The sequence below is a fragment of the Hirschia maritima DSM 19733 genome (assembly GCF_000378345.1).
In the GTDB taxonomy this organism is placed as follows: Bacteria; Pseudomonadota; Alphaproteobacteria; order Caulobacterales; family Hyphomonadaceae; genus Hirschia; species Hirschia maritima.
Map to the genome: position 1 here is coordinate 773433 of NZ_KB899544.1, position 26014 is coordinate 799446.

General features: G+C 44.9%; 23 protein-coding genes. 12 read left to right on the plus strand and 11 right to left on the minus strand.

Annotation, left to right across the window (positions count from 1 at the left end):
* Positions 1 to 468: 468 nt before the first annotated feature.
* The 8 genes from F551_RS0103695 to gmk all read left to right on the plus strand — a co-directional run bounded on the left by F551_RS0103695 (position 469) and on the right by gmk (position 8780).
* On the plus strand, positions 469 to 2622 hold the full coding sequence (locus F551_RS0103695; RefSeq protein ID WP_018996135.1) for a methyl-accepting chemotaxis protein: 2154 nt from the start codon (positions 469 to 471) through the stop codon (positions 2620 to 2622).
* Positions 2623 to 2768: 146 nt separating this feature from the next.
* Positions 2769 to 3728 carry an ACP S-malonyltransferase gene (fabD, locus tag F551_RS0103700; protein ID WP_018996136.1) on the plus strand — a complete coding sequence of 320 codons (960 nt, stop codon included), beginning with the start codon at positions 2769 to 2771 and terminating at the stop codon, positions 3726 to 3728.
* Positions 3729 to 3738: 10 nt separating this feature from the next.
* Positions 3739 to 4479: a 3-oxoacyl-[acyl-carrier-protein] reductase gene (gene fabG, locus F551_RS0103705; RefSeq protein WP_018996137.1), complete on the plus strand. Its 741-nt coding sequence runs from the start codon at positions 3739 to 3741 to the stop codon at positions 4477 to 4479.
* A 116-nt stretch (positions 4480 to 4595) separates the two neighbouring features.
* Positions 4596 to 4829: an acyl carrier protein gene (locus F551_RS0103710; protein WP_018996138.1), complete on the plus strand. Its 234-nt coding sequence runs from the start codon at positions 4596 to 4598 to the stop codon at positions 4827 to 4829.
* A gap of 14 nt (positions 4830 to 4843) precedes the next feature.
* Positions 4844 to 6127 carry a beta-ketoacyl-ACP synthase II gene (gene fabF / locus F551_RS0103715; RefSeq protein ID WP_018996139.1) on the plus strand — a complete coding sequence of 428 codons (1284 nt, stop codon included), beginning with the start codon at positions 4844 to 4846 and terminating at the stop codon, positions 6125 to 6127.
* Positions 6128 to 6130: 3 nt separating this feature from the next.
* Complete coding sequence (mltG, locus tag F551_RS0103720) at positions 6131 to 7207, plus strand: endolytic transglycosylase MltG (RefSeq protein ID WP_018996140.1); 1077 nt, start codon at positions 6131 to 6133, stop codon at positions 7205 to 7207.
* A gap of 30 nt (positions 7208 to 7237) precedes the next feature.
* Positions 7238 to 8125 (plus strand): YicC/YloC family endoribonuclease, encoded by an 888-nt coding sequence (locus tag F551_RS0103725; protein ID WP_018996141.1) that lies wholly within the window; start codon positions 7238 to 7240, stop codon positions 8123 to 8125.
* The gene (gene gmk / locus F551_RS0103730) at positions 8115 to 8780 is read left to right on the plus strand and encodes a guanylate kinase (protein ID WP_018996142.1); all 666 of its coding nucleotides are present in this window, start codon (positions 8115 to 8117) and stop codon (positions 8778 to 8780) included. The genes F551_RS0103725 and gmk overlap by 11 nt, the downstream gene beginning before the upstream one ends.
* Here gmk and F551_RS0103735 read toward each other — a convergent pair.
* The 3 genes from F551_RS0103735 to F551_RS0103745 form a co-directional block, all read right to left on the minus strand.
* The gene (locus F551_RS0103735; protein WP_018996143.1) at positions 8777 to 9463 is read right to left on the minus strand and encodes a glycosyltransferase family 2 protein; all 687 of its coding nucleotides are present in this window, start codon (positions 9461 to 9463) and stop codon (positions 8777 to 8779) included. The genes gmk and F551_RS0103735 overlap by 4 nt on opposite strands.
* The gene (locus F551_RS0103740) at positions 9460 to 10614 is read right to left on the minus strand and encodes a glycosyltransferase 87 family protein (RefSeq protein ID WP_169334120.1); all 1155 of its coding nucleotides are present in this window, start codon (positions 10612 to 10614) and stop codon (positions 9460 to 9462) included. The genes F551_RS0103735 and F551_RS0103740 overlap by 4 nt, the downstream gene beginning before the upstream one ends.
* A 247-nt stretch (positions 10615 to 10861) precedes the next feature.
* The gene (locus F551_RS0103745; protein ID WP_018996145.1) at positions 10862 to 11755 is read right to left on the minus strand and encodes a DUF547 domain-containing protein; all 894 of its coding nucleotides are present in this window, start codon (positions 11753 to 11755) and stop codon (positions 10862 to 10864) included.
* Between the two features lie 377 nt (positions 11756 to 12132).
* On the opposite strand from F551_RS0103745, the gene F551_RS0103750 reads away from it, so the two are divergent.
* On the plus strand, positions 12133 to 13035 hold the full coding sequence (locus F551_RS0103750) for an alpha/beta fold hydrolase (RefSeq protein WP_018996146.1): 903 nt from the start codon (positions 12133 to 12135) through the stop codon (positions 13033 to 13035).
* A 5-nt stretch (positions 13036 to 13040) separates the two neighbouring features.
* Here the strand turns inward: F551_RS0103750 and rsmA are convergent, their stop codons facing one another.
* The 6 genes from rsmA to F551_RS0103780 all read right to left on the minus strand — a co-directional run bounded on the left by rsmA (position 13041) and on the right by F551_RS0103780 (position 20962).
* A complete protein-coding gene (gene rsmA, locus F551_RS0103755) occupies positions 13041 to 13865 on the minus strand; it encodes a 16S rRNA (adenine(1518)-N(6)/adenine(1519)-N(6))-dimethyltransferase RsmA (protein ID WP_018996147.1) in 825 nt (274 codons plus the stop codon).
* 9 nt (positions 13866 to 13874) lie between these two features.
* Positions 13875 to 14894 carry a 4-hydroxythreonine-4-phosphate dehydrogenase PdxA gene (pdxA, locus tag F551_RS0103760; RefSeq protein WP_026296627.1) on the minus strand — a complete coding sequence of 340 codons (1020 nt, stop codon included), beginning with the start codon at positions 14892 to 14894 and terminating at the stop codon, positions 13875 to 13877.
* 18 nt (positions 14895 to 14912) lie between these two features.
* Positions 14913 to 16193, minus strand: a complete 1281-nt coding sequence (locus F551_RS0103765; RefSeq protein ID WP_018996149.1) for a peptidylprolyl isomerase — start codon at positions 16191 to 16193, stop codon at positions 14913 to 14915.
* A 174-nt stretch (positions 16194 to 16367) separates the two neighbouring features.
* Positions 16368 to 18572, minus strand: a complete 2205-nt coding sequence (locus F551_RS0103770) for an LPS-assembly protein LptD (RefSeq protein WP_018996150.1) — start codon at positions 18570 to 18572, stop codon at positions 16368 to 16370.
* 110 nt (positions 18573 to 18682) lie between these two features.
* Positions 18683 to 19792, minus strand: a complete 1110-nt coding sequence (gene lptG / locus F551_RS0103775) for an LPS export ABC transporter permease LptG (RefSeq protein WP_018996151.1) — start codon at positions 19790 to 19792, stop codon at positions 18683 to 18685.
* On the minus strand, positions 19793 to 20962 hold the full coding sequence (locus F551_RS0103780) for an LptF/LptG family permease (protein ID WP_018996152.1): 1170 nt from the start codon (positions 20960 to 20962) through the stop codon (positions 19793 to 19795).
* A gap of 211 nt (positions 20963 to 21173) precedes the next feature.
* Here F551_RS0103780 and F551_RS0103785 point away from each other — a divergent pair, with 211 nt between their 5' ends.
* Positions 21174 to 22646: a leucyl aminopeptidase gene (locus tag F551_RS0103785; RefSeq protein WP_018996153.1), complete on the plus strand. Its 1473-nt coding sequence runs from the start codon at positions 21174 to 21176 to the stop codon at positions 22644 to 22646.
* A 6-nt stretch (positions 22647 to 22652) separates the two neighbouring features.
* Positions 22653 to 23141 (plus strand): DNA polymerase III subunit chi, encoded by a 489-nt coding sequence (locus F551_RS0103790; RefSeq protein ID WP_018996154.1) that lies wholly within the window; start codon positions 22653 to 22655, stop codon positions 23139 to 23141.
* On the opposite strand, the gene F551_RS0103795 is transcribed toward F551_RS0103790, so the two are convergent.
* Positions 23138 to 23545 carry a GFA family protein gene (locus tag F551_RS0103795; protein ID WP_018996155.1) on the minus strand — a complete coding sequence of 136 codons (408 nt, stop codon included), beginning with the start codon at positions 23543 to 23545 and terminating at the stop codon, positions 23138 to 23140. The two genes, F551_RS0103790 and F551_RS0103795, sit on opposite strands and share 4 nt — an antisense overlap.
* A gap of 120 nt (positions 23546 to 23665) precedes the next feature.
* On the opposite strand from F551_RS0103795, the gene ndk reads away from it, so the two are divergent.
* Positions 23666 to 24088, plus strand: coding sequence for a nucleoside-diphosphate kinase (gene ndk / locus F551_RS0103800; protein WP_018996156.1), 423 nt, complete (start codon positions 23666 to 23668; stop codon positions 24086 to 24088).
* A gap of 236 nt (positions 24089 to 24324) precedes the next feature.
* Here the strand turns inward: ndk and maoP are convergent, their stop codons facing one another.
* On the minus strand, positions 24325 to 25908 hold the full coding sequence (maoP, locus tag F551_RS0103805; RefSeq protein ID WP_018996157.1) for a DUF413 domain-containing protein: 1584 nt from the start codon (positions 25906 to 25908) through the stop codon (positions 24325 to 24327).
* Positions 25909 to 26014 lie beyond the last annotated feature (106 nt).

Consider the following 26014-nt stretch of genomic DNA (forward strand, 5'->3'; position numbering starts at 1 on the left):
AGTGAAGACCTGTCTTACAGAGGCTCCATGAACCTCAGCCAGGGAAGCGTACCTCCTCTGGTTCCCTTTCTGGTACAGCGCCCAAAAGCTCTTTCCGGTCTACCGAAGCTAAAGACCAGCGAGTCCCCTCAGGATATCAGTTTCCTCATCAGAAATGCCAAGTCGGTCGCGCAATTTCCGCCCACACAATGCGATGAGAAGATGGGATCAGTATGGGGAGGATTGTGAGGGAGGGGGATTAGTTTTGGATTATCCCGAAGCAAGCTTTAGTTCCACCTAAGAAGAATTTTTAAATGGTTATTGCGTCCCAAAGTGACAGTTTCATGAACAAAGAAAGTCTAAAAATTAACTCTTTTGAATGATTCTAAATAAATATTATTCAAACCAGCAAATTTAACTCCCCGTAAACCATATTTGGCCTGAAAAGATAGGAGAAATTTCTCTTTGAGAGTGTTGGAGCTGTTTGATATGTTGAAACTATTTGATCATCTGTCTATGTCGCAAAAATTGACCACCCTTGTTGTTGGAACAGGTGCAATTGTCGGCGGCGCATTGGGTGTGTCAAATTATAATGATGCAAAACAGTCACTAATTAGCAATGTGGATGACAATCTCAAGCAAATCGCTAATGAGAGAAAAATGACACTCGAACGCTATCTGGGATCAATCGAACAAGATTTACGTACGGTATCATCTAATCCATACACGAAAAATGCTGTAGAAGATTTTACATCCGCCTGGAATGAACTCGGTGGAAATCAAAAAAAGATACTGCAGGATATTTACATCAAGGATAACCCGCATCCGTTAGGTCAAAAAGAAAATCTTGATGCAGGTAATGATGGATCTTTATATTCAGAAGTCCATGGCGGATATCATAACTGGTTTCGTCAATTTCTAAGAGACCGTGGATATTATGATATCTTCCTATTTTCTAACGAAGGTGACCTTGTCTATTCAGTTTTTAAAGAATTGGATTATGCAACTAATCTAAACACTGGCGAATACAAAAACTCAGATCTTGGTAACGCCTTTAGAGCTGCTCAAGCTTCAACACTTGGCTCAATCTCATTCTTTGATTTTGCGCCTTATGCGCCCAGTCATGGAGCTCCAGCAAGCTTTATTTCCACTGCCATTCCAGATGGAAATGGGGGAAAAGCAGGCATACTCGTATTCCAGATGCCAATTGATAATTTGAATGCAGCAGTTAACAACCTAAATGGGCTCGGGGAAACAGGGCAGTCTTACGTTATTGGTTCTGATGCAGTTATGCGAACTGACGCACCTCGTTCTAAAGATAGTACTTTACTGAAGCAAAAAGTACCGAATGAATTTCTTAATGATATAGAGCAGACATCTCACATCACTAACTATTTGGGTAAAGATGTATATGCTGGGATTTCTCCAATAGAATTCCATGGTGTGAAATGGGAAGTCATCACCGAAAGAGAAAAAACAGAAGTCCTAAAACCCGCAGAAGGAATGAGAAATCAGGCAATTTTAATCTCTGCCATGATGATCATATTAACAAGTCTAATTGGATATCTTCTGTCACGTCGTATCACCAGACCTATGAAATCCCTTACTGATGCTACCAACGAAATTGCTGGTGGTAAACATGGATTACAGGTTCCAGGTATTGCACGTAAAGATGAATTGGGTGGCTTAGCGGAAGCTGTCGAATTTTTTAGAAAAGAAATGATTGAGAACGAAGAGCGTGCAGCCGCAGAACAGCTTGCGGCAAAACAACGTGAAGAAGAAGCCGAAGCACGCGTAACTTATATGGACCAAGTAACAAAAGATTTTGAAAAAGAAGTTCAGTCATCACTCAACACAATGTCCATCGCGATGGATAATCTTGATCAAAGCTCTGGTACCATGTCTGAAGTATCCCATAACACTCAGGAACGTCTTTCAGATGTTACCCGTGCATCAGGTTCAGCATCTGCAAGCGTTGAGAATGTGGCTGCCGCCGCTGAGCAACTTTCAGCATCTATTAATGAAATTGGAAGCCGTATCACGCATTCTGATCAAGCAACATCGCAAGCTGCCGCACGAGCTGAAGCGGTTCAATCACATGTTTCTAGTCTTGAAACTGCGACTACGTCTATTGGTGAAGTTGTGGAGCTGATTACAAATATTGCATCCCAAACAAATTTACTAGCACTAAACGCTACTATTGAGGCCGCCCGCGCAGGTGAAATGGGTAAAGGCTTTGCTGTTGTCGCATCTGAGGTTAAGAACCTTGCTAGCCAAACAGCTAAAGCGACTGAAGACATTCAGGAGCAAGTTTCAGGTATTCAGTCTGTTACGGGTGAAACAGTTCGTGGTATTCGCGAAATTCTAGATGTAATTCGTGAATTGGAAATCTCGTCTGCAGAAATTGCTGACTCAATTTCACAGCAAGCTTCTGCAACTGGAGAAATCTCTTCTTCTGTTCAGCACGCTTCGTCTGGGGTAAGAGAAGTCGATGGGAACATCACTTCAGTGAACACAGCAGCTCAGGAAGCTGGTGCGGCAGCTGAACGTGTCAAAACATCTTCAGAGACAATGACTGAACAATCTATTGTTCTTCGTGAACGGATTGAATCTTTCCTAGAAAACATGCGTCAGTCTGCATAAATTTACTGCTCTGATAATTATGTGGAGTTGGTTATTTATCGCCTTTGGACTGATAATTGCCAATCATACCCTTATAATTAATTCTCCCCTTGCATCCGTGAGCTAGCCCATTTACCAAGGGCAAAACTGATTTCGGAGTAACGACATTGAGCGGATTCGCTTTTATTTTTCCCGGACAAGGCGCGCAAAGCGTTGGAATGGGACAAGACCTCGCCACAACTTTCCCTGCAGCTAAAGCCGTTTTTGACGAAGTTGATGATGCGCTGGGTGAAAAGTTTGCAGATCTGATCTGGAATGGCACTGAAGAACAGCTCACAATGACAGCCAACACACAGCCAGCGCTGATGGTTGTGTCTATTGCCGTGATGCGGACTCTGGAAAACGAATTTGGTGTGAAACCAGCGGATGCAAAATTTGTGGCTGGTCACTCATTGGGTGAGTATTCTGCGTTAGCAGCTGTGGGGTCTATCAAACTTGCAGATACTGCGCGTTTGCTGCGTTTGCGCGGTGAGGCCATGCAGGATGCTGTGGCAGCTGGTGAAGGCGCTATGGCGGCTCTGTTGGGGGCCGATCAGGCGCAAGCTGAAGCAATGGTTGAAATTGGTCTCAAGACAGGCGCGTGTGATATCGCAAATGACAATGCACCAGGCCAGATTGTGATTTCAGGCGCAAAGGCGGCCATTGATGCCGCATGTGCGTCGGCTGGCGATCTTGGCATTAAGAAAGCTGTGCCTTTGGCCGTGAGTGCACCTTTCCATTGTTCCTTGATGCAGCCTGCACAAGATAAAATGGAAGCTGCGCTGGCAGAGACAAAAATTATCGCGCCAATGGCTCCTTTGGTGGCGAATGTGACAGCTCAGCCGACTGAAGACCCTGAATTGATCCGCAAACAATTGGTGGAGCAGGTGACTGGCCGTGTACGCTGGCGTGAAAGTGTTGAGTGGATGGCTGCTGAAGACGGCGGCGCTCTTGACCTTACGGTAGAAGCTGGTGCAGGCAAGGTTCTAACAACAATGAATAAACGCATTGCGCGTTCGCTAAAAGGTATCGCATTGAATGCGCCTGCCGATTTGGAAGCGTTCGCAAAATCGCTAGATGAAGCTTAGGGAATAATCCATGTTTGATTTGAGTGGAAAAACTGCACTTGTCACAGGTGCAACAGGTGGAATTGGTGGTGAGATCGCCAAAACACTGCATGCACGTGGCGCAAGCGTGGCTTTGTCTGGAACACGTAAAGAAAAGCTGGATGTGTTGGTTGAAGAGCTAGGCGAGCGCGCTTTTGCTGTGCCGTGTAACTTGTCAGATGCAGAAGAAACATCTGCTCTCGTGGGCAAAGCTGAAGAGGCTCTGGGCGCTGGCTTGGATATTCTTGTGGCCAATGCAGGTATCACACGTGATGGTTTGTTGATGCGTATGAAAGAAGAAGATTTTGAGACGGTTTTGAACGTCAATCTTCAATCTTATTTCCGTCTCGCAAAGTCTTGTATGCGTGGAATGATGAAGCGTAAATCAGGCCGAATCATCGGGATTACGAGTATCGTTGGTGTGACAGGAAATCCTGGTCAGACAAATTATGCTGCTTCTAAAGCTGGAATGATTGGATTTTCCAAATCTTTGGCTCAGGAAGTGGCGAGTCGGAACATCACTGTAAACTGTGTTGCGCCCGGATTTATCGCGTCTCCAATGACTGATGAGCTCAATGAAGCGCAAAAAACACACATTTTATCGTCGATTCCTGCAGGTAAATTGGGTGAGGGGGCTGACATTGCCGCTGCAGTCGCTTATCTCGCCAGTAATGAAGCAGGCTACATGACAGGGCAAACTCTGCATGTAAATGGCGGAATGGCGATGCTCTAAAACAGTATTTTTCTGTTTGGAGTATGGTAAAAATAAACTCGGCGTGTTAACGCGCCGTTTCACTAAGGCAAGACGGGGTCTCTCCGCATAGCCGCTAACAAAGAAGAGGTTTAGTCATGGCTGACGTAATCGAACGCGTTAAAAAAATCGTGGTTGAGCGCCTGGAAGTAGAAGCAGACAAAGTTGTAGAAGCAGCAACATTCCAAGAAGATCTTGGTGCTGATAGTCTTGACCTGGTTGAGCTTGTAATGGCGTTTGAAGAAGAATTCGCTATTGAGATCCCAGACGAAGTACAAGAGCAAATCAACTCTGTTGGTGACGCTGTTAAATTCATCACTGAGCGCGTTTAAGCCTTAGAGATCTGATGCGTCGCGTAGTTATCACTGGTATCGGATTAACAACGCCTCTCGCTAATGGGCGTGAGGCCAGTTGGTCACGATTAATCGAAGGACAATCTGGCGTTGGCCGGATTGATACTTTTGATGCAGATGATCTGGCTTGCCAGATCGCAGGACAGGTTCCTTGGAAATCAGGTCGCGGTGGCGGATCAGAAGATGATCCCGCTTCATTTGATCCTGATGCAGTTATGTCTGCCAAGGAAAGACGACGCATTGACGAATTTATCCTATACGGGATGGCAGCTGCTGATGAAGCAGTTGCCGATTCCGGATGGACACCTGAAACAGATGACGAGAAATTCCGTACTGGAGTTTTGATTGGTTCAGGTATTGGGGGGCTATCCTCTATCGCAGATACATCGATCGTGTTGCACGAAAAAGGCCCACGTAAGATCAGCCCTTTCTTTATTCCGGGCGCATTGATTAACCTTGTATCTGGACAAGTTTCTATTAAACACGGCTTTAAAGGCCCAAACCATGCTGTTGTTACAGCTTGTGCGACAGGTGCACACGCTATCGGTGATAGTGCGCGTCTTATCGCTTCAGGCGATGCAGATGTTATGGTTGCTGGTGGTACTGAAGCTGCTGTATGTCGTATTGGTATTGCAGGTTTTGTGGCCTGTCGTGCGATGTCGACTAGCTATAATGATGCACCTGAAACAGCGTCTCGCCCATATGATGAAGGCCGCGATGGTTTCGTTATGGGGGAAGGCGCAGGTATTCTTGTTCTTGAAGAATATGAGCACGCTAAAGCGCGTGGTGCAAAAATTTATGCTGAAGTCGCTGGATATGGTTTATCCGGTGATGCATACCACATTACTTCACCTGACACGTCAGGAAATGGTGGTGAGCGCGCCATGCGTTCAGCACTAGAAAAATCTGGTCTGTCAGCATCCGACATTGATTACGTGAATGCACACGGTACTTCGACACCAGCAGGTGATGAAACTGAAGTTCGTGCCGTTGAGCGTGTACTGGGCGATCATGCCAAGAACGTAAATCTATCATCTACTAAATCAGCAATTGGTCACCTTCTTGGTGCTGCTGGTGCGGTTGAAACAGCGTTCTGTGCATTGGCAATTCGCGATAATGTCGTACCGCCGACAATTAATCTTGAGAATCCTTCTTTCGAGGCTGAGGTAAATTTAACGCCTAAAACAGCTGTGAAGAGAGAAATTAAAGCTGCTGTGTCGAATTCGTTTGGATTTGGTGGTACAAACGCAGCATTGGTTCTTAAACAAGTAGATTAGAAAATGAACGAAACGAGTTTTGACACCCCGCCGAAAAAGAAAGGCGGTGCCTTGAAGATTCTCGTTTTGCTTTTTTTAGCATTGATTGTACTCGCTGGTGGATTGGCCGCTGGCGGGTATTTTTATGCAAAAAAAGAATTGGTGGCTTCAGGACCTGTAACTGAGGATGGTGCTGATCGTATTGTCACGATACCTAATGGTGCCAGTGTGGTTCGCATGGGGAACGTACTTCAAGAAGCTGGTGCTATTGAAGATACGCGATATTTTCGTGTTGCTGCTAAATATCTAAAAGCTGAAACCAGCATGAAAGCCGGAGAGTACGCAATTCCTTCAGGAGCAAGTCTCGAAGAGATTGTAAAAATCTTGGAAGAGGGAAAATCCCTTCTTTATCCGGTCACTATTCCTGAAGGACTTACCAGTGAAATGATATTGGCTCTTCTTGCAGGGGAAGTCATTCTGAGCGGAGAGGTCCCGAAAGACATTGCTGAAGGCGTGATGCTGCCAGATACCTATATGGTGTCTCGTGGTGAGAGCCGCGCAAATTTGGTCAAACGCATGATCACTGCCCAAAATACCTTAATTGATAAATTGTGGTCTGAACGCCAGGGCGGCATTCCTGTGGAAACAAAACGAGACGCCATTATTTTGGCGTCTATCGTTGAAAAAGAAACAGGTCTTGCTGAAGAACGCCCTGAAGTGGCTGCTGTGTTCACAAATCGATTGCGCCGCTCCATGCGACTAGAAACAGACCCTACAATTATCTACGGCGTGTGTATGTTGCATCCTGAGCGTTGCCAAAATGGACGTTTGGTTGATCGCAATGGCAAACAGCGCGGTATTCGTCGAAGCGAATTGAATATGGAAACTGGGTACAACACATATAAGATTCCGGCATTGCCACCCGGCCCAATTTGTAGTCCGGGTAAAGATGCGATTGCCGCAGTCCTTAATCCACCTGAATCAAATTACATTTTCTTTGTGGCTGATGGTACAGGTGGCCATGCATTCGCTGAAACGCATGCACAACATTTGCGTAATGTCGCAAATTGGCGTCGTATAGAAAAACAACGGAAGCAATAGCTTCAATCAAATCGGTGGGAGATAGACGGTATGGCTCTGATGGGTATGACCGGTTTTGGGCGTGCAGATGGTAGCGCGGATTGGGGCCATTGGGTTTGGGAAATCCGAAGCGTGAACGGTAAAGGGTTAGATGTTCGTTTGAACACACCGTCTGGTTTGGATGCTCTGGATTTTGAAACTAAAAAACGGATAAAGGCGCGTTTCACACGTGGAAATCTGCAGGTTCAGCTTCAAGTCGAGCATGAGAAAACAGAAACTGGTCCTCGCGTAGATACTGCTCTTTTGTCACGCCTATCTCGCCAAAGCCGTTTGCATGCCGCAGCAAATGAAACATTGGGAGATAATCTGTCTCAATTGATGAGTGTTAAAGGCGTAATTGCATCTGGTTCCAATCGTTCTTCCAATACATTTGATGAAGCTAAACAAGTTCAACTACTCGATTCTTTAAATGCTGCGCTGGACAGTTTTGAAGCTGCAAGAGCTGAAGAGGGAGCAGCATTGTTGAATATCCTCTCTGGTGTTCTTGATGAACTTGAGTCTAATTCAAAACAAGCTGCCCAAATCGCACAAGAACAACCAACTCTGGTGCGTGATCGCTTTGTTCAACGTCTTCAAGCTCTTAAAGCTGATGAAGATGATATTTCAGAAGAACGCATCGCGCAGGAAGCTGCCGTTTTTGCTGCAAAAGCGGATGTGAAAGAAGAGCTTGATCGTTTGGATGCACACATTGCTTCAGGTAGAGAGCTTTTGGCCGGAAAAGGTGCACGCGGGCGCAAGTTAGACTTTTTGTGTCAGGAGCTTAACCGCGAAGCAAACACTTTATGTTCAAAATCGGCATCGCTGGACCTGACAAATGTTGGTTTGGCCCTTAAAGCTGGTATCGATCAATTTAAAGAGCAGATCCAAAATGTCGAATAAACCAATTCAACCTGAACGTCCTGATCGCCGTGGTGTGATGTTTGTTGTATCTAGTCCTTCAGGGGCAGGTAAAACCACTCTGACCCGTCGCATGCTTAAAGAGATGAACGGGGTTGAATTGTCTATCTCGGCAACTACGCGTGAAATGCGTCCTGATGAAAAAGATGGAGTGCATTATTATTTCAAAACGCGTGAAGAGTTTGAGAGACTGATTGAAGAAGACGAACTGCTTGAATGGGCAGAAGTTTTTGGGAATTATTATGGTACGCCTCGAGGTGAAGTAGAGCGTCTTCAACGCAAGGGGACGGATGTTCTTTTTGATGTTGATTGGCAAGGTGCTCGTGTGCTCAAGCAGGTCATGCCAGGTGATGTTGTTTCGGTGTTTATCTTGCCACCGAGTATTTCAGAACTGAAATCTCGATTGGAAGGTCGTCCAGGTGCAAACCCTGATGCAGTGATGCAGCGTTTGTCAGGTGCGGGGCGCGATATCAAACGTTGGGGTGAGTATGATTTTGTTATTATCAATGATGATATCGAAATCGCTTATGATGAATTATGCGCTATTCTTGTGACCGAGCGACTGGATCGCCGTAAACCTTCGCAAGGCGCGCGCGTGGACAAACTGCTTGATGATGCTGAAGCTTTAGAGAGCTAATATCTTTTGGTTGTGAAACATTCCCGTCCGATTGTACCGAGAATAAAGATACCTGCTAAGATAACTCCTTTGACCGTTCCTGAGATTTTGGAAGTGCCGATACGTCGACGATAGTCGGTTGGAACTTCGGTAATTTTAAGGTTGGCCTTTATTGCGCGGATTTGCATTTCAACGGTCCAGCCAAATGTAGGTGCAGACATTGAGAGTTGGTCATAACTTCTTCGAGTGATAGCCCGAAATGGGCCCAAATCGGTGTATTCCGTTTTCCAAATTTGTTTGATTAGAAAGCAGGCCAACGCATTGCCCCATCTTTGTTGGATTGTGAGCGCACCTTTTTCTATTTTTCCTTTGACACGAGATCCAATTACCAATTCTGCATCTCCATGGAGGATCGGAGAAATCAATCTTGGGATATCGTCGGGATTGTCTGCAGCATCTCCATCCATGAAAATGAATAGTTCGGCAGCAGAAGCTGCCGTGATCCCAGCCAAGCAGGCGCGGCCATATCCAGAAATGGGAACTTCTACAACATCGGCACCAGCTTGCTTCGCGATTCGAGCTGTTTGATCCGTTGAACCATTGTTTGCGACAATAACTCTGTCCGCGTGTGGAAGTGCATTTTTGACGACGCTCTCAATCGCTTGCGCTTCGTTAAATGCTGGAATGATTATAGCTGTTTTCAAGTGATACCTCGCTTTTCTTTCAGCAAGGAAGAAATAAATATCACGAGAGGAACACCGAATGCGGCAGGCAGTATAATCCACTGATAAATGAGATCTTGCTCATCTAATACAAAACGAAAATAGTAAAGAGGTGCTGTTATGAATAAACTCATCACTCCTAAATTTGGATAAAACGGAATGAGAACAGCTATCCAGATTAGATACCATGGATAACCAGTCGGAGACATGAGTATTAAAGCTAATACTGTGAGCGCTGCGGCATGAGGCAATCTATCGACATCCTTGCGAGACCAATAGGCCAATGAAAGGGCAATTGTTGATATGCAAATAGCCACAAAAATACGCGATGTTTGCCCTGAATTGTCAAAGATTGATAAGGCGTAGTCTTCAAGCAGACCAAAAATAAACGCATGTGTTCGCCAGGTTTCAGAATAGGTGGTTAAGCCGGCCTCAGGCGATATTGCATGGTATAATTGTGGAAGCAGGATGACGCCTGCAAGAATGCAGAAAGATAAAATGAATTTGGCGTAAGCTTTGAGTTTGTTGCCAGAGTAGGTCATAAATAATGGAGCCAATAGAATGGGCCATATTTTGACGCCGACTGCACCCGCAAGCAAAGCGCTTGTTGTGAAGGGTTTAGATAATTTCGTCATCCATATTGCTGATATAAGAAAGGGAACTAGCAACAGGTCCATGTGTCCTGCACCAAATCCCTGCAATAATAAAACTGGGTTCCACCAATAAAGGATCGCCCATAGTGGAGACCTTGAATAAGATTGCAGCGCCTTAATCAACAGAAAGAAACTGGCAATATCAATTGCCAATAGGAGTGCGCGCCAAGCTGAAAAATTAAAGGGCGCTATTGCGTTTGATAGCGAAAACCCAAGTTGAGCAATTGGGGGGTAAATAGTACTGACATAGGGGTAATTAATGCGCTCAAAGCGAACTTTATTTGCTTTTGACAACTCAACTAATTCTAAGGGGAGAGTTTTTTGTGAACTCTGTTCGGAGTTGTCAAACAAGTTCGGAGAAAAATCAGCAGGTGCGAATTGATAGGGGGAGTGACCTGAATTTACAACCGCTCCGTCCCAAAGGTATCTATACCAGTCGTCCTCCAGAATAGGTTGCGAAAATAGAAGAACTGCCCGCATTAAAAGCCCAGTTGCGAACACAAATAAAAGTCGTTCTTTACTGCTTTCGAGCTTTTTTAAATGCGGAATTACTGCAGTTAGGCAAAGCGCAGATATTGCGGAAATAGTTATGACCGCCCAGAGCGCATGTGTGTTTATCTGAGGACTATAGGGAAAGAAATATGACAATAGGGAGAGCCCTATTGTAAGAAGAACTATAGAGCCTCCAATTAGATAAAGTATTTGCTGTGAGCGTTGGCTCAAATTGTTAGGACCCTCCTGCGCCATATCCTGAGTGTCCACTGCGAGGCACATTTATGTTTTGGCGCGGTCTATAATTATCTATATTGCTGCTGAGCTTTTTAACTTTGAACTGGTCAGTTGAGTTAAAGCTAGCCACTCTTTTATCGGTCAACATATTTGAGAGATGAGCTCTTAGTGCGCTATCGCTTCCTTCAAAAACATCATCTTTGTACCAATTGTAATATTGGGAAATTCTAGCGATGTTTTTCTTGATTTTCAGACTATTCTTTTGTTTCGCAAATTGTCTTCCGGCTTCTTCCAACTCTGTTTGAACTGTTTTTCCGCTAAAGCTTTTTGCATGCATGGCGGGGCCATCGGATAATCCTTGGTAAAGACCGTAGATTACGTTTGGATCGTTCCAGTTCGATAATATTATATTTTTTTCGATGTCGTGAATTGATAGTTCAACGCCTGATATGGTGGCGCGCTTTTCCAGCCAAACTCGTCCAGGGTTTTCGGGTGTTCCGCGTTTGCTTTTGTAATTTGAAAGTGATTTTTGATCAGCGAAAGCTTTTATGACCATCAAGTTTCTTATATTCAACCAGTAGGCCAATTGCTCATTTTCATTCAGATTAGTAACCTCTATTCTGGAAAGGTTTGATATGAAAGTGTCGAGCAACTCCATTCCATTGGACCGAATGACATCATAGGCGGGCAAATAACGGCCATCCTCTACAACTCCAAGTGCTTTGAGATAACTATCAATCTGATCGTAGCTAATCGCCGCTTCAGAAGTAGTATCTTGGGGAGTGAATTGCTCGAAAGTAGAGACTTGAGCATATGTCGAACCAACGGCAGTAATTGCTATGATTGATGCGAAAAGCAAATTTCTAGCATTTCTGGAATGTCGTTTGAACATGATTTTCTTCCTCGCTGATATCTTCCTCTTATTGCTGTATTAGGTGTGAAAACCGGAGGATTAGCTACTCAATGTAATTCACAATTGTGTGATGGAATGAGTGTGAAATACATTACACTAAAAGGTGGTTCTGGGACTGCAACTCAAAAATTACATTGAGGAACATCACAAAATAATGCGTGGGTAATGGGTATGGCGAGTGAGATTGACTTGGGAACTTTGCGTCGCCGTTGTTGAAGAATTTCTCTTTTGTGTTGAACAGTTGCTGAATGGTTCGGGAGAATATCGCAGCCGAGTAAATTTTGAAATCATATTGATATATCTTTTAAATCATCCAATACTAAATTGTATCGAGAATGAATTGAAAGGGTGGAGAGATGAAAAAGCTGCTATTGAGCATTGGGCTGTGTATTGGGGCATTGGGTGGCAGCAATTTAGCCGTTGCGGAAGATACGCAAAAGCCATTGTTACGGACGACCTCTCTTTCCGAAATTAAGCAAGGCTATGTGAATACTGAAAAAGGCCAAATTCATTATTGGACGGCTGGGAACGGCCCTGCGCTGTTTTTAATTCACCAATCTGCTGCCTCAGGAGAAGAGTATGCCGGGTTAGTGCCCTATCTTTCTGATGATTTTACTTTGATTACATATGATTGGCCGGGACATGGAATGTCTGATGATCCAGAATATGAATTAGGTGTAGAAGAATACACAGAAGCAGGCGAGGCCGTTTTAGATCATCTGAAAATAGAGAAAGCGCATATACTTGGTTATCATGGTGGTGCTCTTGTGACCATGAATATGGTAGCCAAGAACCCCGATAGATTTGATAAAGTTATTTTGGCTGGCACGAGTGGCCCCAAACCAAAAGAAAAATCTGAGAAATTCTCGAAAGACTTAGATGCGACTTTGAAAAAATCACATCAAACTGATGCTCAGTCATTAGCAGATGCTTGGGAGAGATTTGAGGAGTATCTCCCCAATTCACAATCAGGTGAGATTCTTAGACCATTTTTGAATAATATCTATACGCGTATACGTCCATATGATGCGCATTATGGTGTGCTGAGATGGGATCGTTGGCCGTCTTTGGACAAGATTAAGCATAAAGAAATTTTGATTACTCAAGGTGAGAATGATTCATTTGTGGGTCGCCAAGAAAAGCTGCTCGAATTATTGCCAAATGCCAGACGTGAAGTTGTTGAAAATGCAGGTGTATTTATGTTTTACGAAGTGCCAGAAGTCGCGGCTGAATTAATAGGTCGGTTTTTAAAAGAATAACTAGATTAAGCTGATAGGTATCGATCAGTTAGTGCTCGAAACTCGAGTTGAGTTAGCGTTTCAGCGCGGCGGGTCGGGTCTATATCGCAGTTTTCTAACCATTCACTAGCGTTTAGGCCCTTGGTTTTTGCAAATGACTTTAGGCTAGCGCGAAGCATTTTTCGACGTTGACCAAATGCAGCCGCACTGACTTTTTCTAGGGTCGATAAATGCGGATATTTCTTGTCTTCTTCCAGTGGCATGAGAACAGCAACAGAGGAGTCTACCTTCGGGGGCGGTTTGAATGCCCCTGGTGGAAGTGTAAAGGCGATGTGTGTGTTGGCGACGGCTTGGGAGAGAACTGCCAAACGTCCATAGTGTTTGTCGCCTGGCTGAGCGCATACACGAGCCGCGACTTCATGCTGAAACATCAGTCCCATTTCGCCGCGCCAGCTGCCAGCTTTAATCCAATTGACGAGCATTGGCGTACCAACATTGTAAGGAAGGTTGGCGATTATTTTGACGGGCTGCTTTTCGTCCGCAACAAGTGCTTCGTAATCTAGCGCCAAGCCATCACCTTCAACAACGCTTAGTCGACCTTGCTTGTGTTCTTTCCATCCACGTAGGTTTTCAGCAAATCGGCTGTCCATTTCAACGGCGATTACTTTTTCAGCGCCATTGCGAAGCAGAGCTGCAGTCAATCCACCCGGACCGGGGCCAACTTCAATAACTGTTCTTCCTTCCACAGGGCCAGCAGACAAAGCTGTTCTGTTGAGAATATCTGGATCGAACAGAAAGTGCTGACCGAGTGATTTATTGGCGCGGGCATTTAGGATTTGTGGATCTGACATTATTTGTCTTTAAGCGCTTGCTCGTGTTTTTGCCATATCTGCAGCCAGATTAATTGCTGCTATAAGGCTGTCTGCGCGCGCAGAGCCGTCAGCAGCAACCGCATAACCTGTTCCATGGTCGGGAGATGTGCGAATGAACGGTAGACCTAAAGTGACATTCACGCCGCCCCACATATCGAGTGATTTTAAAGGAGCTAAGCCTTGATCATGATACATGGCGATTACTGCATCAAATTGGCCTTCAAGCATTGAATGAAAAACGGTATCTCCTGGCTGAGCGTCCGAAACATTTATCCCAGTTTGACGCAGAGATTCAGCTGCTGGATTAATCTGCTCAATTTCTTCCTGCCCCAAACTACCGTCTTCGCCAGCGTGTGGGTTTAAACCTGCGAGTGCAATTCGAGGATTGGAGGTTCCAAATTTATTTATGAGGTCAACATATACAATGTTCACGACTTCTTTGATCAGCTCTTTGGTGATTAAGTCGGGCACTTTGCGGATGGGTTCGTGGATTGTTGCGAGTGCTACTTTCAAATCGCCGCCAACAAGCATCATAATAGGACGAGGAACGGTGTCAGATGCTGTGTGCTTTCTTGCTAGATCAGCTAAGAATTCGGTGTGTCCAGGAAATTGAAAGCCTTGCTTGTATAGAAGGGCCTTATTTATTGGGTTTGTAACAACGCCCGAAGCCTGTCCATCAAAGACGAGAGTAACTGCTTGCTGAATTGATTCGACTATCGCTGACGCTGCGTTTTCATTGGGATGACCGATGATTGTAGGTGGACAATCTATATTTAATACTGGCAGTGCATTGGCGCAAACATCGATTGCTTCAGCTGGTGAATTGATGATTTCAACAGCACCAGTAACGCCCGATACCAATTGAGCCTTTTTTAAAATATCAGCATTGGCTATCGTAAAAAATGGTTGGCCTTTATGCTTCAATGCCTGCCAAGCACGCCAGGTGAGGATTGGACCCACACCTGCAGGGTCTCCCATCGTAACAGCTAGAGGTAGGTCTTTATTCAATTGAATTGTCCTAAAAGCTTAGCGACGAATAATTGTTGCCTCACGGCGTAGGTCTCTCAAATAGCGGTTTGCCATCATCTCAACCATTTCACCGTGAAGTTTATCTTCAATTTCTTCACGTGTCGGCATGTTGCCACGTTCCATTATGTGCGAACAAACATAAACGATAGCAGCTTTTTCGTCACTCAGCATGGTAGCAGAAGTTCGACTTCCATCTGGAAGCTGTGAGAACGAATCTAAGCTGGCCTGAGAAATCTCGGTGGTTGAAGTGCGACCAAAATCAGCAAATTGAACACCTGCAGCTGAGGCAGTTTCAGCATTCAATGAATCACAAGCATCGATTTGTGAAGCTGCAGTATTAACAGTCTCAAGAGCATTGCTTCCAGTTGCGTGAATTTGCTTTAGGTAAAACCCCTGCAGTGAACGGTTTACAGGTGCTTGTTTGTTCATAAGTGCGATGAGGTAAACGCCATTGTCGGATACAATTGGATCCGATATTCCTGGGCCAGCCATGGACTTGATAACATCTGAATAGCTGGATTTGAGTTGGCTTTCGCCTAGCCAACCAAGTTCTCCACCAGCACTTGCTGTCGGAGCAGCGGAGAATTGACGAGCAACAGCATCAAAAGGTGCTGCACCGGCTTCAATTTGGCGCTTTAGTTCACCTGCACCTTGAAAAACTTGAGCAATTTCTTCTTGAGTGATGGCCGGCAGAAAAATCTCCCCAATGCGATATTGGGTTTCTTCCATGCTGTTATTCAAGCGTTCGAGGTTGTCATCAATCTGAAGGTTTGAAATCCTTACGCGCGAGCCAAAACGACCACCAACAAGGCGTCTCCAAGCTATGTCGGCTCGTATTTGATCTCTCAAAGTCCTTGGTGTTAGTCCAACTTCCGCCAGACCTTGAAGAAAGCCTTCTGGAGTTGTTTGTGATCGGGCAGCTATATCAGCAATCGAGCTATCAATTTCAGCATCATCAATTTCTAGCTCGTATTCAGCTGCTTCTTGCATCTGAAGTTTCTCATCAATGAGTCCTTCTACGGCACGAGCTTGGGCTTGTCTGATGGTTTCTTGATTAGGGTTCACACCTAAACTCACCAGAATGAACTGCGCACGTTGACGCACATCTGAGTAGGAAATGGGTTCGTCATTCACGACGGCTACAGTGCCTTCTAAGGCTAAGGCTGTACTCCCATCTTCTGACGCAGCTGACTGTGCATGAGCAGCAATAGGCGCTGAAGCAATAATGCCTGCGAGAATTGGTGCTAGGATGGATAGTTTGTTGTTTAAACGTCTCATATTATATCCACTATGTGCCAGTCAGACTAGTTTGAAGATTGCCAAACATAACGTCTTGATGAAAAGGCGCAATTATAAACCTCTGTCTCATATGCATTCTATTCACAAAAAAGGAAACTCTAAGGCAGAGGATTATTCTTTTGCAGTGATTTCGGTTATGTTGCGGTGAGTTTTCTAGTCAAAAGTATTGGAACCAGCGTTTCCAATAGATTTCAGAGAGAAACGGAAATTGATTGATTCTGTTGGTCCTAAATCACCAAGCTGAGTTTGATTTCTATCAAACGTAAGCTCAAATAACGAGCAATCGTCTTGATAATATACACCGTAGGATTGGCGTGGGTTGAATTCGTCAGCGATGTTGCGGTCTATACCCGCCACGAGCCCCCAGTTTTTGTTGATTCTGAATGTTCCAAATGCAGAGAAACCTTCTTGTCCACCAATATTACTGAGTGATTCATCCAACCTAAAATATTGAAGTCTATTTTTGAAACGCCAATAATTTACCGTTGCGCGTGCATCAATTCGTTTCAGCTCAAAATCAGATTCGTCAATTCTGAGACGAGTAGATAGGTTGAGCGCATCTCCCAAATTTAGTGAAGCGGCTGCCACATAGTCAGATTCTTTACCGGATAAATTGGTAAGTGGGTCTTGAAAGCGGTCATCGGCATCATCGCGCCAGCGTTGTCCGAAAACACCGTTTATAGAATTGTTATTCCCCCAGCGAAGTGCTGCGTTAATTCCTGCAGAATATCTGTTTCCACCTTCCCATAGGTCGTAACTTGAAGCAGCACTTGGTTTGAACAATGTTGATTCATCAGCTTCAAAGCGTTGAGCGTCGATATTGGGCAGGCTGCTATCATTTGCCCCTTTGGTGCCAAATGCCCCCATTAAAGTGGGCTCAATGATAATATCAAATTGTCCCATTCGTTTAGTGAGAGGGTAGCTGACTTGTATTCCAGCTAAACCTAATCCTCTGGAGAGCGTTTGAGATTCAAATTCATCTGTAGAATCTTCAATATTGTATAAATCTGTACGTGCTTGAGCAAACGGTTCGACGACAATGCCAGGGCCGACAATATTGCGTGAACGCCAATTTGTGTCGATGGTGGCGCGTCGAGAAGATAGGCCTACATTTCGTTCAATAACTGCTGCAGATCCGCTGACTGATAGGTTACCTAAATCAAAGTTTTTCCAATCGCCAAAACTAAAGTTTTTCTCAGCAAATGCGGTAGGTAAGACCAATGGCGTTTCGGGACGGCCTGCGACGGAAGAGAGATCTTGGAAACGAAGTAAGCCAACCTCTGTATACATGCTTTCAGTCTGCCCTTGTGTATACAATTGCGTGAGCATGTTTCTTGATTGGCTTGCATATATTCCGCGCTGTAAATGTAGGCCATCAATATCATATCGGCGGTCATATGTATCGTCTGACTGGGCTTCTACTGCAAATCCCCATTGCCAGTCTCTATTGATGTCAAACTTTCCTTCAGCAAAGAGGTGGCTTTGCCAAGTTTCGTCACCGATCTTGATGGCTTCATCCTTAAAGGGAGCTTCGTGTGTGAAGGCACCTTCTGCCGAGACATAACCGGAATAAAATCGTTTTTTATATTCCAGACCCAATGCTGGATTGATCCGTCCGAAAAACTTTGGTTTGAACGTTAATTCTGAATGAGGTGAAATAGCCCAATAATAAGGTTGTTCGTATTCAAGGCCTGTTTTGGAGCTAAGTCCTACATCCGGTGGCAATAGTCCAGAACGACGATCAGAACTTGGGTCTGGATGTGCAAAATAGGGCACATACATGATCGGCACGCCTTTTATGTTCAAAAAAGCATGCTGATAGCTTATCATCTGCGTTTCTTTGTTCTGAACTGCTCGTTTTGCTTTGATGGACCATGTGGGTTCACTGCCAGGTTCAGTACACACGGGACAGGCTGTATAGGCCATTTGTTCCAGTGTGTTGCCTTTGTTTTGATTGTGAATTGCAGCTGCGGCTGTTGCAACTGCCCCGCCTTCTAGTCTGGAAGAGAAATTTAGTGCGTACCCATCTTTTAGGTTTTCATCCACTTGGATTTCGTCAGCAAATCTTGATTGACCTTCTTCATCGATGATCTCAACATTTCCTTGGGCGCGAACGATGCGGTTTTTGCGGTCGTAAATTACGCGATCTGCTCTCAGTGAACGTCCGGCAAATCTCGCGACAACATTTCCTTCATAGATGACTTGTTCATTGTCTCTGTCTTCTATGAGGCGTTCTGCATTTAGATAGACGCGTTCTTGTTGGGGGATTTGAGGAGGCGTACTTTGGGCTAAGGCAGCATTTGAAATGGAAATTACTGCACCTAAGGCTGCCGCGTATCGGAAAAAATTTGCAACCACTCTATTTCCTCACCCGCACATTTCAGCCCACGCTGAATACTTCAACTTCCTTTGATTAAGCAAAGGAAGAAAAAACGTCCAGTTAAAAGTGACATTTGAAATGTGTAAGTTTAGCCATCTTCTGCAAAAGCAATGATACTCAAGACACTGAACAGAGCGATTAGAGCAGGAGCCCAAGCTGCTGCTTCAGGTGGAGTTGCACCTGAACTTGCCAAACCTTTGGAGACTTGGTTCACGAAAAACAGAAGAAATCCGGCACCAATACCGGCTGCAAGCAATTGGGTAACGCCACCTGATCTACGAAGTCTCAAGCATACAATTGCGCCGATCATAGACATGGCACCTAATAGAACAGGCATGGCCAGCAGAGTGTGGAACTTCATAATGTACTTATCTGCGTCAAGTCCCGCTTGGCGTGCATCAGCAATCAAACGCGGTAGTTTCCAGAATGAGATTGATTTTTCATCCTTGCTTCGATTTAAAATTGTGCTCGGATCTAGAGTAGACGTAAGAGCAAGGAAATCTTGCTTTATGGGTTCGTTTCGGTCTGAATATTCCGTGACTCCTTCAAGTTGCCAGAAACCCGGTCGTAAAGTTGCTTTTTTTGCATCGATCCGTCTTTGAAAGTCGAATTCTTCTCCATTTTTTTCCAGGACAAATATTTCAACATCAAGCAAGCTTTGGTTGTCGTCGGGAGCTACTTCACCGTGAATAACTGATTGGGTTGTTTCTGTACCTTGTCTCAACCACACTGTTTTCAGGTTCTTTCGCGCATCTATGCCGGCACCTGTTTCTTGAAGGAGGGATGCGCGATCATATTCATATTTAGCATTCGTGTGCGTAGAGAGCGGGTCAATTGCCATCATTGATAGCAAGCCAAGCAGGCCTGCAAGAAAAAATGCTGGTGCGAGAAAACGCCAGGCAGACATGCCTGCGGCGCGAATGGCGGAAAGTTCTGAAGATCTGTTGAGTTTGGAATATGCCAACATACTTCCAACAAGTATTGCAAATGGCAATGTTTCCAGAATTAGTTGAGGAGCTTTCATAATTGTCAGCTGGAAAGCGTCCATTAACGATAGTTCTATTCTTGCGCCAACCGTGCGCAATTGTTCAACCATATCGACGAGCAAAATAGCGCCCAATATGATGCCCATCGTCATAGCTAATCCATTTAGGCATTGGATGAAAATATAACGTTGAATTCTGCCGGCAATACCCATTTAAGCCATCGCTCCCGTATCATCTGGATGAGCGCTTTTAGATGATTGCTCTTTGATATCTTTTTTCATTGCGTTTGCAGCAAGTTTCAGACTTCTGCCCCAGAAAAACATGAAAGCCAAAATCCCAAAGCTCATTATTGGAACAAGATACTGGATGAAGTTGAGTTCTCGATCATCTTCTCCGACAGACACTGCCGCTAGCGCGAGCAATTGCGCAAAAAGAGCTAATCCTGTGGCAACTGATATACGTTGTTGATATCCTCGACGGCTGAAATCTCCGCCTAAAACGGCGACAATTGCAAGCATTGCCATAAACATGTTCATGAGAGGCAGCGCTAGTCTTGCGTGGCCCTCAGCAAAGAATTTATCGGCGTTATCTCGATCGTAAAAATTGTTTAGATCAGGGTAAAACAATTCCGTTAGAAACCGGTCAGATGCCTTTAATACATAGCTTTTATCTGAATCAACAAAAGCTCCTAACTCGTATATGTATTGATCGAAGGTTCCATCCCATAGTTGGCCATTTGCATCAATTTTTTGTACACGGGCATTGCGCATTAATATTGCGGGAACACCTTCAACTTCGGTCACAGCGCCGGTTTTGGCGATATAGGTTGTAGCTGCATCGGGATCGCGGTCATCGCTTATGAGAAGTGTCTGAAGTTCACCGCCACCCAAAGACTTACCAATGTAAACTGTGAGATCATGGGCTGGGGAGTTGAACTCACCTGGTTTTACAAGCGTAGCTGCCAGATCTGATCTTGCAGATGTCAGGGTTTCACGCATTTCTCTATAAGAGGCTGGTTGAACCCAAAGATTGATTACTAAATGCAGAAGGGCAGCCAGTGCACCAATTCTCAATGCTGGAGATGCGATCTGCATACGAGACATGCCAGCCGCCTGCGCAACGACAATTTCGCTATCTCTATGTGCTCGGTTGAGTGTGGATATTGTTGCAACAAAAAGGGCAATGGGAAGCAACAGTCCAATAACCTGCGGAGCGGCAAGCATTGATACATAGAGGAATGTGAGTGCTGATTGTCGGTTTTCGACTATCAAATCAATTTGGGTGAGCCCTTGAGTCAAAAGTGCTATCAGAACCAGTCCACCTACAATGGAAACCATCGTGCGGAGCACATTCCCGAAAAGATATTGCTGAAAGCGATCCATTCACTTCCTCTTTGTTCTGTTGACACTTTGCTATGATGGAATATTCCACCATGATTATGAAAACTTATTGCGTTTCTGATTGATTCAACAGAGACTTTTCGAGTCTATATTTTATTCAATCAGATTAACTATATAAGTTGTGCCTAACGCCTTGCATACAAGCTGTCGACGCTTATTTCAGGGAAAATGAAACTCAAAGGGACGAGCCAATATGAAAATTACTTTTAAAGATGCAGCAAAAGCTGATGCTATCGCCTATCTCGGATTTGAAGGTGAAGCCGTTCCTGCATCTGCTAAATCAGCTGACGAAGCAAGCAATGGCGTACTTGCTAAAGCTGCTGAAGCTGCGCGTTTTGAAGGTAAATCTGGGCAGGTTGTTGAGATTTTAGCACCTGCTGGAAGTGAAGCTTCTCGTGTGCTGTTAGTTGGTCTTGGCAAAGAAGATAAGGCAACTGATCGTACATATGAAAACACCGGTGCAACGCTTGCAAAAAAATTGCAGACTTCAGGTGCAAAAACTTTAGATATTGTTGGTGCTGCTAGTGTTGATGCAAGTGCACGCCTTGCCTTAGGGGCACGTTTGGCTTCCTACCGATTCGATAATTACCGCACTGATAAGAAAGACGACAAAAAACCAACGCTTGGTGAAGTGGCTATTGTTGGCGGTGCGGTTAAGGATGCTGAAGCTGCCTGGGTAAGGTTATCTGCAACAGCAGACGGAACAGAATTAGCGCGTGACCTGATGAATGAGCCACCCAATGTTCTGCAGCCAGAAACATATGCCGAGCGTATTAAAGAGCTAGAATCTCTGGGCCTTGAAGTTGAAATTCTTGACGAACCAGCCATGCAAAAGCTTGGTATGGGATCTTTACTTGGTGTTGGTCAGGGGTCTGTAAAAGGCTCACGCCTTGTCGTGATGAAATGGAATGGTGCGAAGGATAAAAAAGCAGCCCCGCTAGCGCTAGTTGGTAAAGGTGTAACCTTTGATACTGGTGGTATTTCGTTGAAGCCGGGCGCAAGCATGGAAGACATGAAAGGCGACATGGGTGGTTCTGCCGCTGTTGTGGGGGCTATGAAGTCTCTTGCGACACGGAAAGCCAAAGCAAATGTTGTCGGTCTAGTTGGTCTTGTTGAGAACATGCCGGATGGAAATGCAATTCGTCCAGGAGACATTCTTACAACTGCTGCAGGAAAAACTGTTGAAGTGCAAAACACAGATGCAGAAGGCCGTTTGGTTCTTGTGGATGTGCTTTGGTATGCTCAAGAAAAGCACAAGCCTCGCGCCATCATCGACCTAGCAACATTGACTGGTGCGATCATGATCGCTCTGGGCGATGAGTTCGCGGGTGTGTTTTCAAATAATGATGAGCTGGCCAGTCAAATTGAATCAGCGGGTAAAGCTGAAGGTGAGATCACTTGGCGCATGCCGCTGAGCACGACTTATGACAAGCAGATCGATTCTCAATTTGCGGACATGCGCAATATGGGAGGACGTTTGGCTGGTTCTGCGACTGCTGCACAATTCCTGCAACGTTTTATCGAGAATGATACACCTTGGGCACACATAGATATTGCTGGTGTAGCTTGGCGTTCTGGCAAAAACCGTCCAATGGAAGCTGGCTGGGCTTCTGGTTATGGTCCGCGTTTGCTAGACCGTATCGTGGCAGATAATTTCGAGGACTAATCTCACTTGGCAGATACAAACTCCAATAAAGGTGAATGGTGGTTTTACCATTTAGAGCGCACTTCACTTGAAGAAGCGCTCGGTCCTTTGTTGGAAAAATGTCTGCAAAAGGAATGGCGCGTCCTCATTGTTGGTGATGAGGACCGCATACCACGTCTCGATTTGGGCTTGTGGACATGGAAAGCTGATAGCTTTTTGCCACACGCCCGCATTGGCGGACGCGACAAGGCTGAGCCAAGTGTTCAGCCCATATTGCTATCCACAGAACCTGATCCTCAAAACAGTGCGGATATTATCGTGTTGTTAGACGGATGCCGTTTGCCAGAAGAGCCAAATGACGCCATCAAATATGTGCGGTGCATGGTCGTCTTTGATGGCGATGATTACACTGCCCGCGATACTGCCCGCACCCAGTTTAAAGCTGCAAAAGATGCCGGCCAAACCGTCAGCTATTTTCAGCAAAATGATCGCGGCGGCTGGGATAAAAAAGGTTAGTTTCCGCTTCCAAATTCTTCAGGGTGTTGTTTGCCTTCATCGCAAATATTTGTCCATTTGGGTTTTGAGCCGACAAATATATGATGCGCCATTTTTAGCGTTTCGCTGCCTTGAGTTATAACACCTACTGGAATGAACATTGTGCTGTCATCGTTCTTTCCTGGGGCTGGAGAGCCACAAGTATTACAAAAATTGGATTCCCAGTCTGCATTCGGTTTTTTCCAGATTTTCACATTGTCTTCACCGGAAAGCCAAGAGAACTTGTCTTTAGGCACAATGATGACGGGTATGCCCCCGCTGCCTGTGAACTTCTGGCAGATGGAGCAATGACACATATAAATGTCTTGCACTTTGGCGTTTGCTCTAAAAGATACAGTGCCACAATTGCATTTGCCCGTTATCATGTTTCGTCCTCACACTTGAAACTCTGAGAAACTTATACTTGCCCTTACAGGCTACTCAGTCTATAGCGCGCGAAACGATATCGTTTCCTTTACAAAAAGTACTCAATAGGAAGTTTGAAAATGGCTATTCAGCGCACATTCTCTATCATTAAACCAGATGCAACAAACCGCAACCTAACTGGTAAAATCAACGCTGTTTTCGAAGAAGCTGGTCTTCGTGTTGTCGCTCAAAAGCGCGTTCGCATGACAGCTGCTCAAGCAGAAGGTTTTTACGCTGAGCACAAAGAGCGTCCTTTCTTTGGTGAGCTTGTTGAATTCATGACATCTGCTCCTGTTGTTCTTCAAGTTCTTCAAGGTGAAAACGCTGTTCTTAAGCACCGTGAAGTTATGGGTGCAACAAACCCAGCTGAAGCAGCAGATGGTACAGTTCGTAAGCTTTTCGCTCAGTCAATTGGTGAAAACTCTGTACACGGTTCAGATTCAGACGAATCTGCTGCTCGTGAAATCAACTACTTCTTCCGTCCAGAAGAAATCGTTGGGTAAACTCTGATCTGGCATTCGCCAGATTAAAAGGTCTGGTGGACCTTTTAAAAGAGTTTACGCCCGAAATGATAATGAAGGGCCGGACCGTCAGCGAGACGCGTCCGGCTTTTCTTTTTGGACCAATTTGAGGTGATCACGCGGAGCGCCGTGCGTGACGCTGGAAAGCCTTGTAAGCGAGTTTAAGATTCAAGAATTAGAAAAGCCCGTCTGGTTAGCGCTAGGCGGGCTTTTTATTTCTAGTTTTTATTAGAAGTGATGTACTTCAGCCAAGCTGTTTCAGTTGGAGTTTTGGCTTCTTTTTTACCATGCACAACATCTACGAATTGCTTGAGGATTGGGATATCTAAGTGATGAATATCTCCATTAGCAAGAGCATTCATATAGGGGCCATAGACACGCAAGCTATAGCGTTCTAGCGGTGTGTAGTTGTGCTCATCATCTACGTCAAAACCTTCCATCTTTAGAATTTTCCAATGTTCTTCGGGTAAATCACCCTTAACATTGTTGATAGCCTCTATGATGTGTTTAATCGCTGCTGGATCCTGCAACACACCGGTGTGTGTGTTGTTTATTCCTAATTGTACATCTGCTTGTGCGATGGCCCTTTGCTCTAGTTGATTGGCTAAAGGGACGGCTCCATCGCCACCTTTTCCGCTCTCCAAACTTTGTTCGTTTTTATAAGTGTAGATGAGATTGTAATCCACACCCTCAGGCAAAGGTTGCGCGTGTAGTTTTTTGATAAATCGGCTATCTGGGTTTAGATCTTTCCAGGAAGGCAATGTGATCAAGCCATGCTTTTCACCTTTTGCGGCTGCAGGGTGTCCACCCAATGGGCTGGAGATTGTTATGAAAAGGTCTACCGTGTTTTCTTTCTCTCTGCCTTTAATTCGGTTCAATGCAGCACGAGATACTAATCCGCCCATACTGTGGGCGATTATGATGGTTGGACGCATGTTTGAATTGATTGTTTTTCCTGACAAAAAGATATCGTAGAAAAGTTTTGAAAGCTGATCTAGGTCGGCCCCTGAGGGGTAATAGAAAAACCAAGGTTTGTATGTGTCTCTATCTAGTTGATCTACAATGGTTGCGAATTCGCGTGGACTACCACCGATTCCATGCACAAAAATCACTGGAATTTTGTAAGATTCTTCTTCCAGAGCGTGAAACATGGTTGGAGAAGTTTCTAACAAAGCACCGGGTTCATACATGCCCAAAATGGCGTTGGAGCGGTCAAATAAGGGATCATCTAGTGATCTAATTGTGCCTTTGGGAAAGAATAGCGAGCCATCAATATCAGATGTTGTGGGAACGTCGATTGAGATATCCCAATCTGCAGAATGTGCACCGGATAGTATGATATCCGCGTCGCCAAAGACATTGTCTGTTTGCTGGTCTGGTGAGACCGTCAGATTTAATCGGCCGATAATTTCTGTTTGGTCCATTTTGCCATTTTGATCGCTATCTGCGAACGCAAAAATGTCAAAATCGCCGTCTGGTAGATTCAGTCCGTAATGAGTTGAAACGTGCGTGCTAAAAGTTTTGTCCACAAGTTCGTTTTGTTCAAATTTGTTGGAAAAAGCTGCAATCGCAATCGTCCTGCCAGAATGTTTATTATCCTCATCCAGAATACGGCCATACACAAAATGGGTTTGATTGTTTAGGAGGAATTTCAGATTGCGTTGGGTTGGTGCTTTGTTTTGAATGCGTTGATATTCAGCCTGTTTAGAAACATTGCTAAGATAGGTGCAGCCGGACGCCAAACTCAATGCGCATATGCTTATGGTAAGTTTGAATACGAATGTTCCAAGTTTGGACCGCATGCTATCCTCCCGCATCAATATTGGGTTGGTATAGTACAAATTGACACTGTTTTAAATGACGATGAGGGGGCCTTAGTATTGAGATATCTTGATTGTTAGGTGTTTC

Excerpts from the sequence above, each read along its gene's own strand:
- F551_RS0103695 (WP_018996135.1), top strand. The coding sequence starts at position 469 with ATGTTGAAACTATTTGATCATCTGTCTATGTCGCAAAAATTGACCACC.
- fabG (WP_018996137.1), top strand. The coding sequence starts at position 3,739 with ATGTTTGATTTGAGTGGAAAAACTGCACTTGTCACAGGTGCAACAGGT.
- F551_RS0103710 (WP_018996138.1), top strand. The coding sequence starts at position 4,596 with ATGGCTGACGTAATCGAACGCGTTAAAAAAATCGTGGTTGAGCGCCTG.
- fabF (WP_018996139.1), top strand. The coding sequence starts at position 4,844 with ATGCGTCGCGTAGTTATCACTGGTATCGGATTAACAACGCCTCTCGCT.
- mltG (WP_018996140.1), top strand. The coding sequence starts at position 6,131 with ATGAACGAAACGAGTTTTGACACCCCGCCGAAAAAGAAAGGCGGTGCC.
- F551_RS0103725 (WP_018996141.1), top strand. The coding sequence starts at position 7,238 with ATGGCTCTGATGGGTATGACCGGTTTTGGGCGTGCAGATGGTAGCGCG.
- gmk (WP_018996142.1), top strand. The coding sequence starts at position 8,115 with ATGTCGAATAAACCAATTCAACCTGAACGTCCTGATCGCCGTGGTGTG.
- F551_RS0103740 (WP_169334120.1), bottom strand. The coding sequence starts at position 10,614 with ATGCGGGCAGTTCTTCTATTTTCGCAACCTATTCTGGAGGACGACTGG.
- F551_RS0103745 (WP_018996145.1), bottom strand. The coding sequence starts at position 11,755 with ATGTTCAAACGACATTCCAGAAATGCTAGAAATTTGCTTTTCGCATCA.
- F551_RS0103750 (WP_018996146.1), top strand. The coding sequence starts at position 12,133 with ATGAAAAAGCTGCTATTGAGCATTGGGCTGTGTATTGGGGCATTGGGT.
- rsmA (WP_018996147.1), bottom strand. The coding sequence starts at position 13,865 with ATGTCAGATCCACAAATCCTAAATGCCCGCGCCAATAAATCACTCGGT.
- F551_RS0103765 (WP_018996149.1), bottom strand. The coding sequence starts at position 16,193 with ATGAGACGTTTAAACAACAAACTATCCATCCTAGCACCAATTCTCGCA.
- lptG (WP_018996151.1), bottom strand. The coding sequence starts at position 19,792 with ATGGGTATTGCCGGCAGAATTCAACGTTATATTTTCATCCAATGCCTA.
- F551_RS0103780 (WP_018996152.1), bottom strand. The coding sequence starts at position 20,962 with ATGGATCGCTTTCAGCAATATCTTTTCGGGAATGTGCTCCGCACGATG.
- F551_RS0103785 (WP_018996153.1), top strand. The coding sequence starts at position 21,174 with ATGAAAATTACTTTTAAAGATGCAGCAAAAGCTGATGCTATCGCCTAT.
- F551_RS0103795 (WP_018996155.1), bottom strand. The coding sequence starts at position 23,545 with ATGATAACGGGCAAATGCAATTGTGGCACTGTATCTTTTAGAGCAAAC.
- ndk (WP_018996156.1), top strand. The coding sequence starts at position 23,666 with ATGGCTATTCAGCGCACATTCTCTATCATTAAACCAGATGCAACAAAC.
- maoP (WP_018996157.1), bottom strand. The coding sequence starts at position 25,908 with ATGCGGTCCAAACTTGGAACATTCGTATTCAAACTTACCATAAGCATA.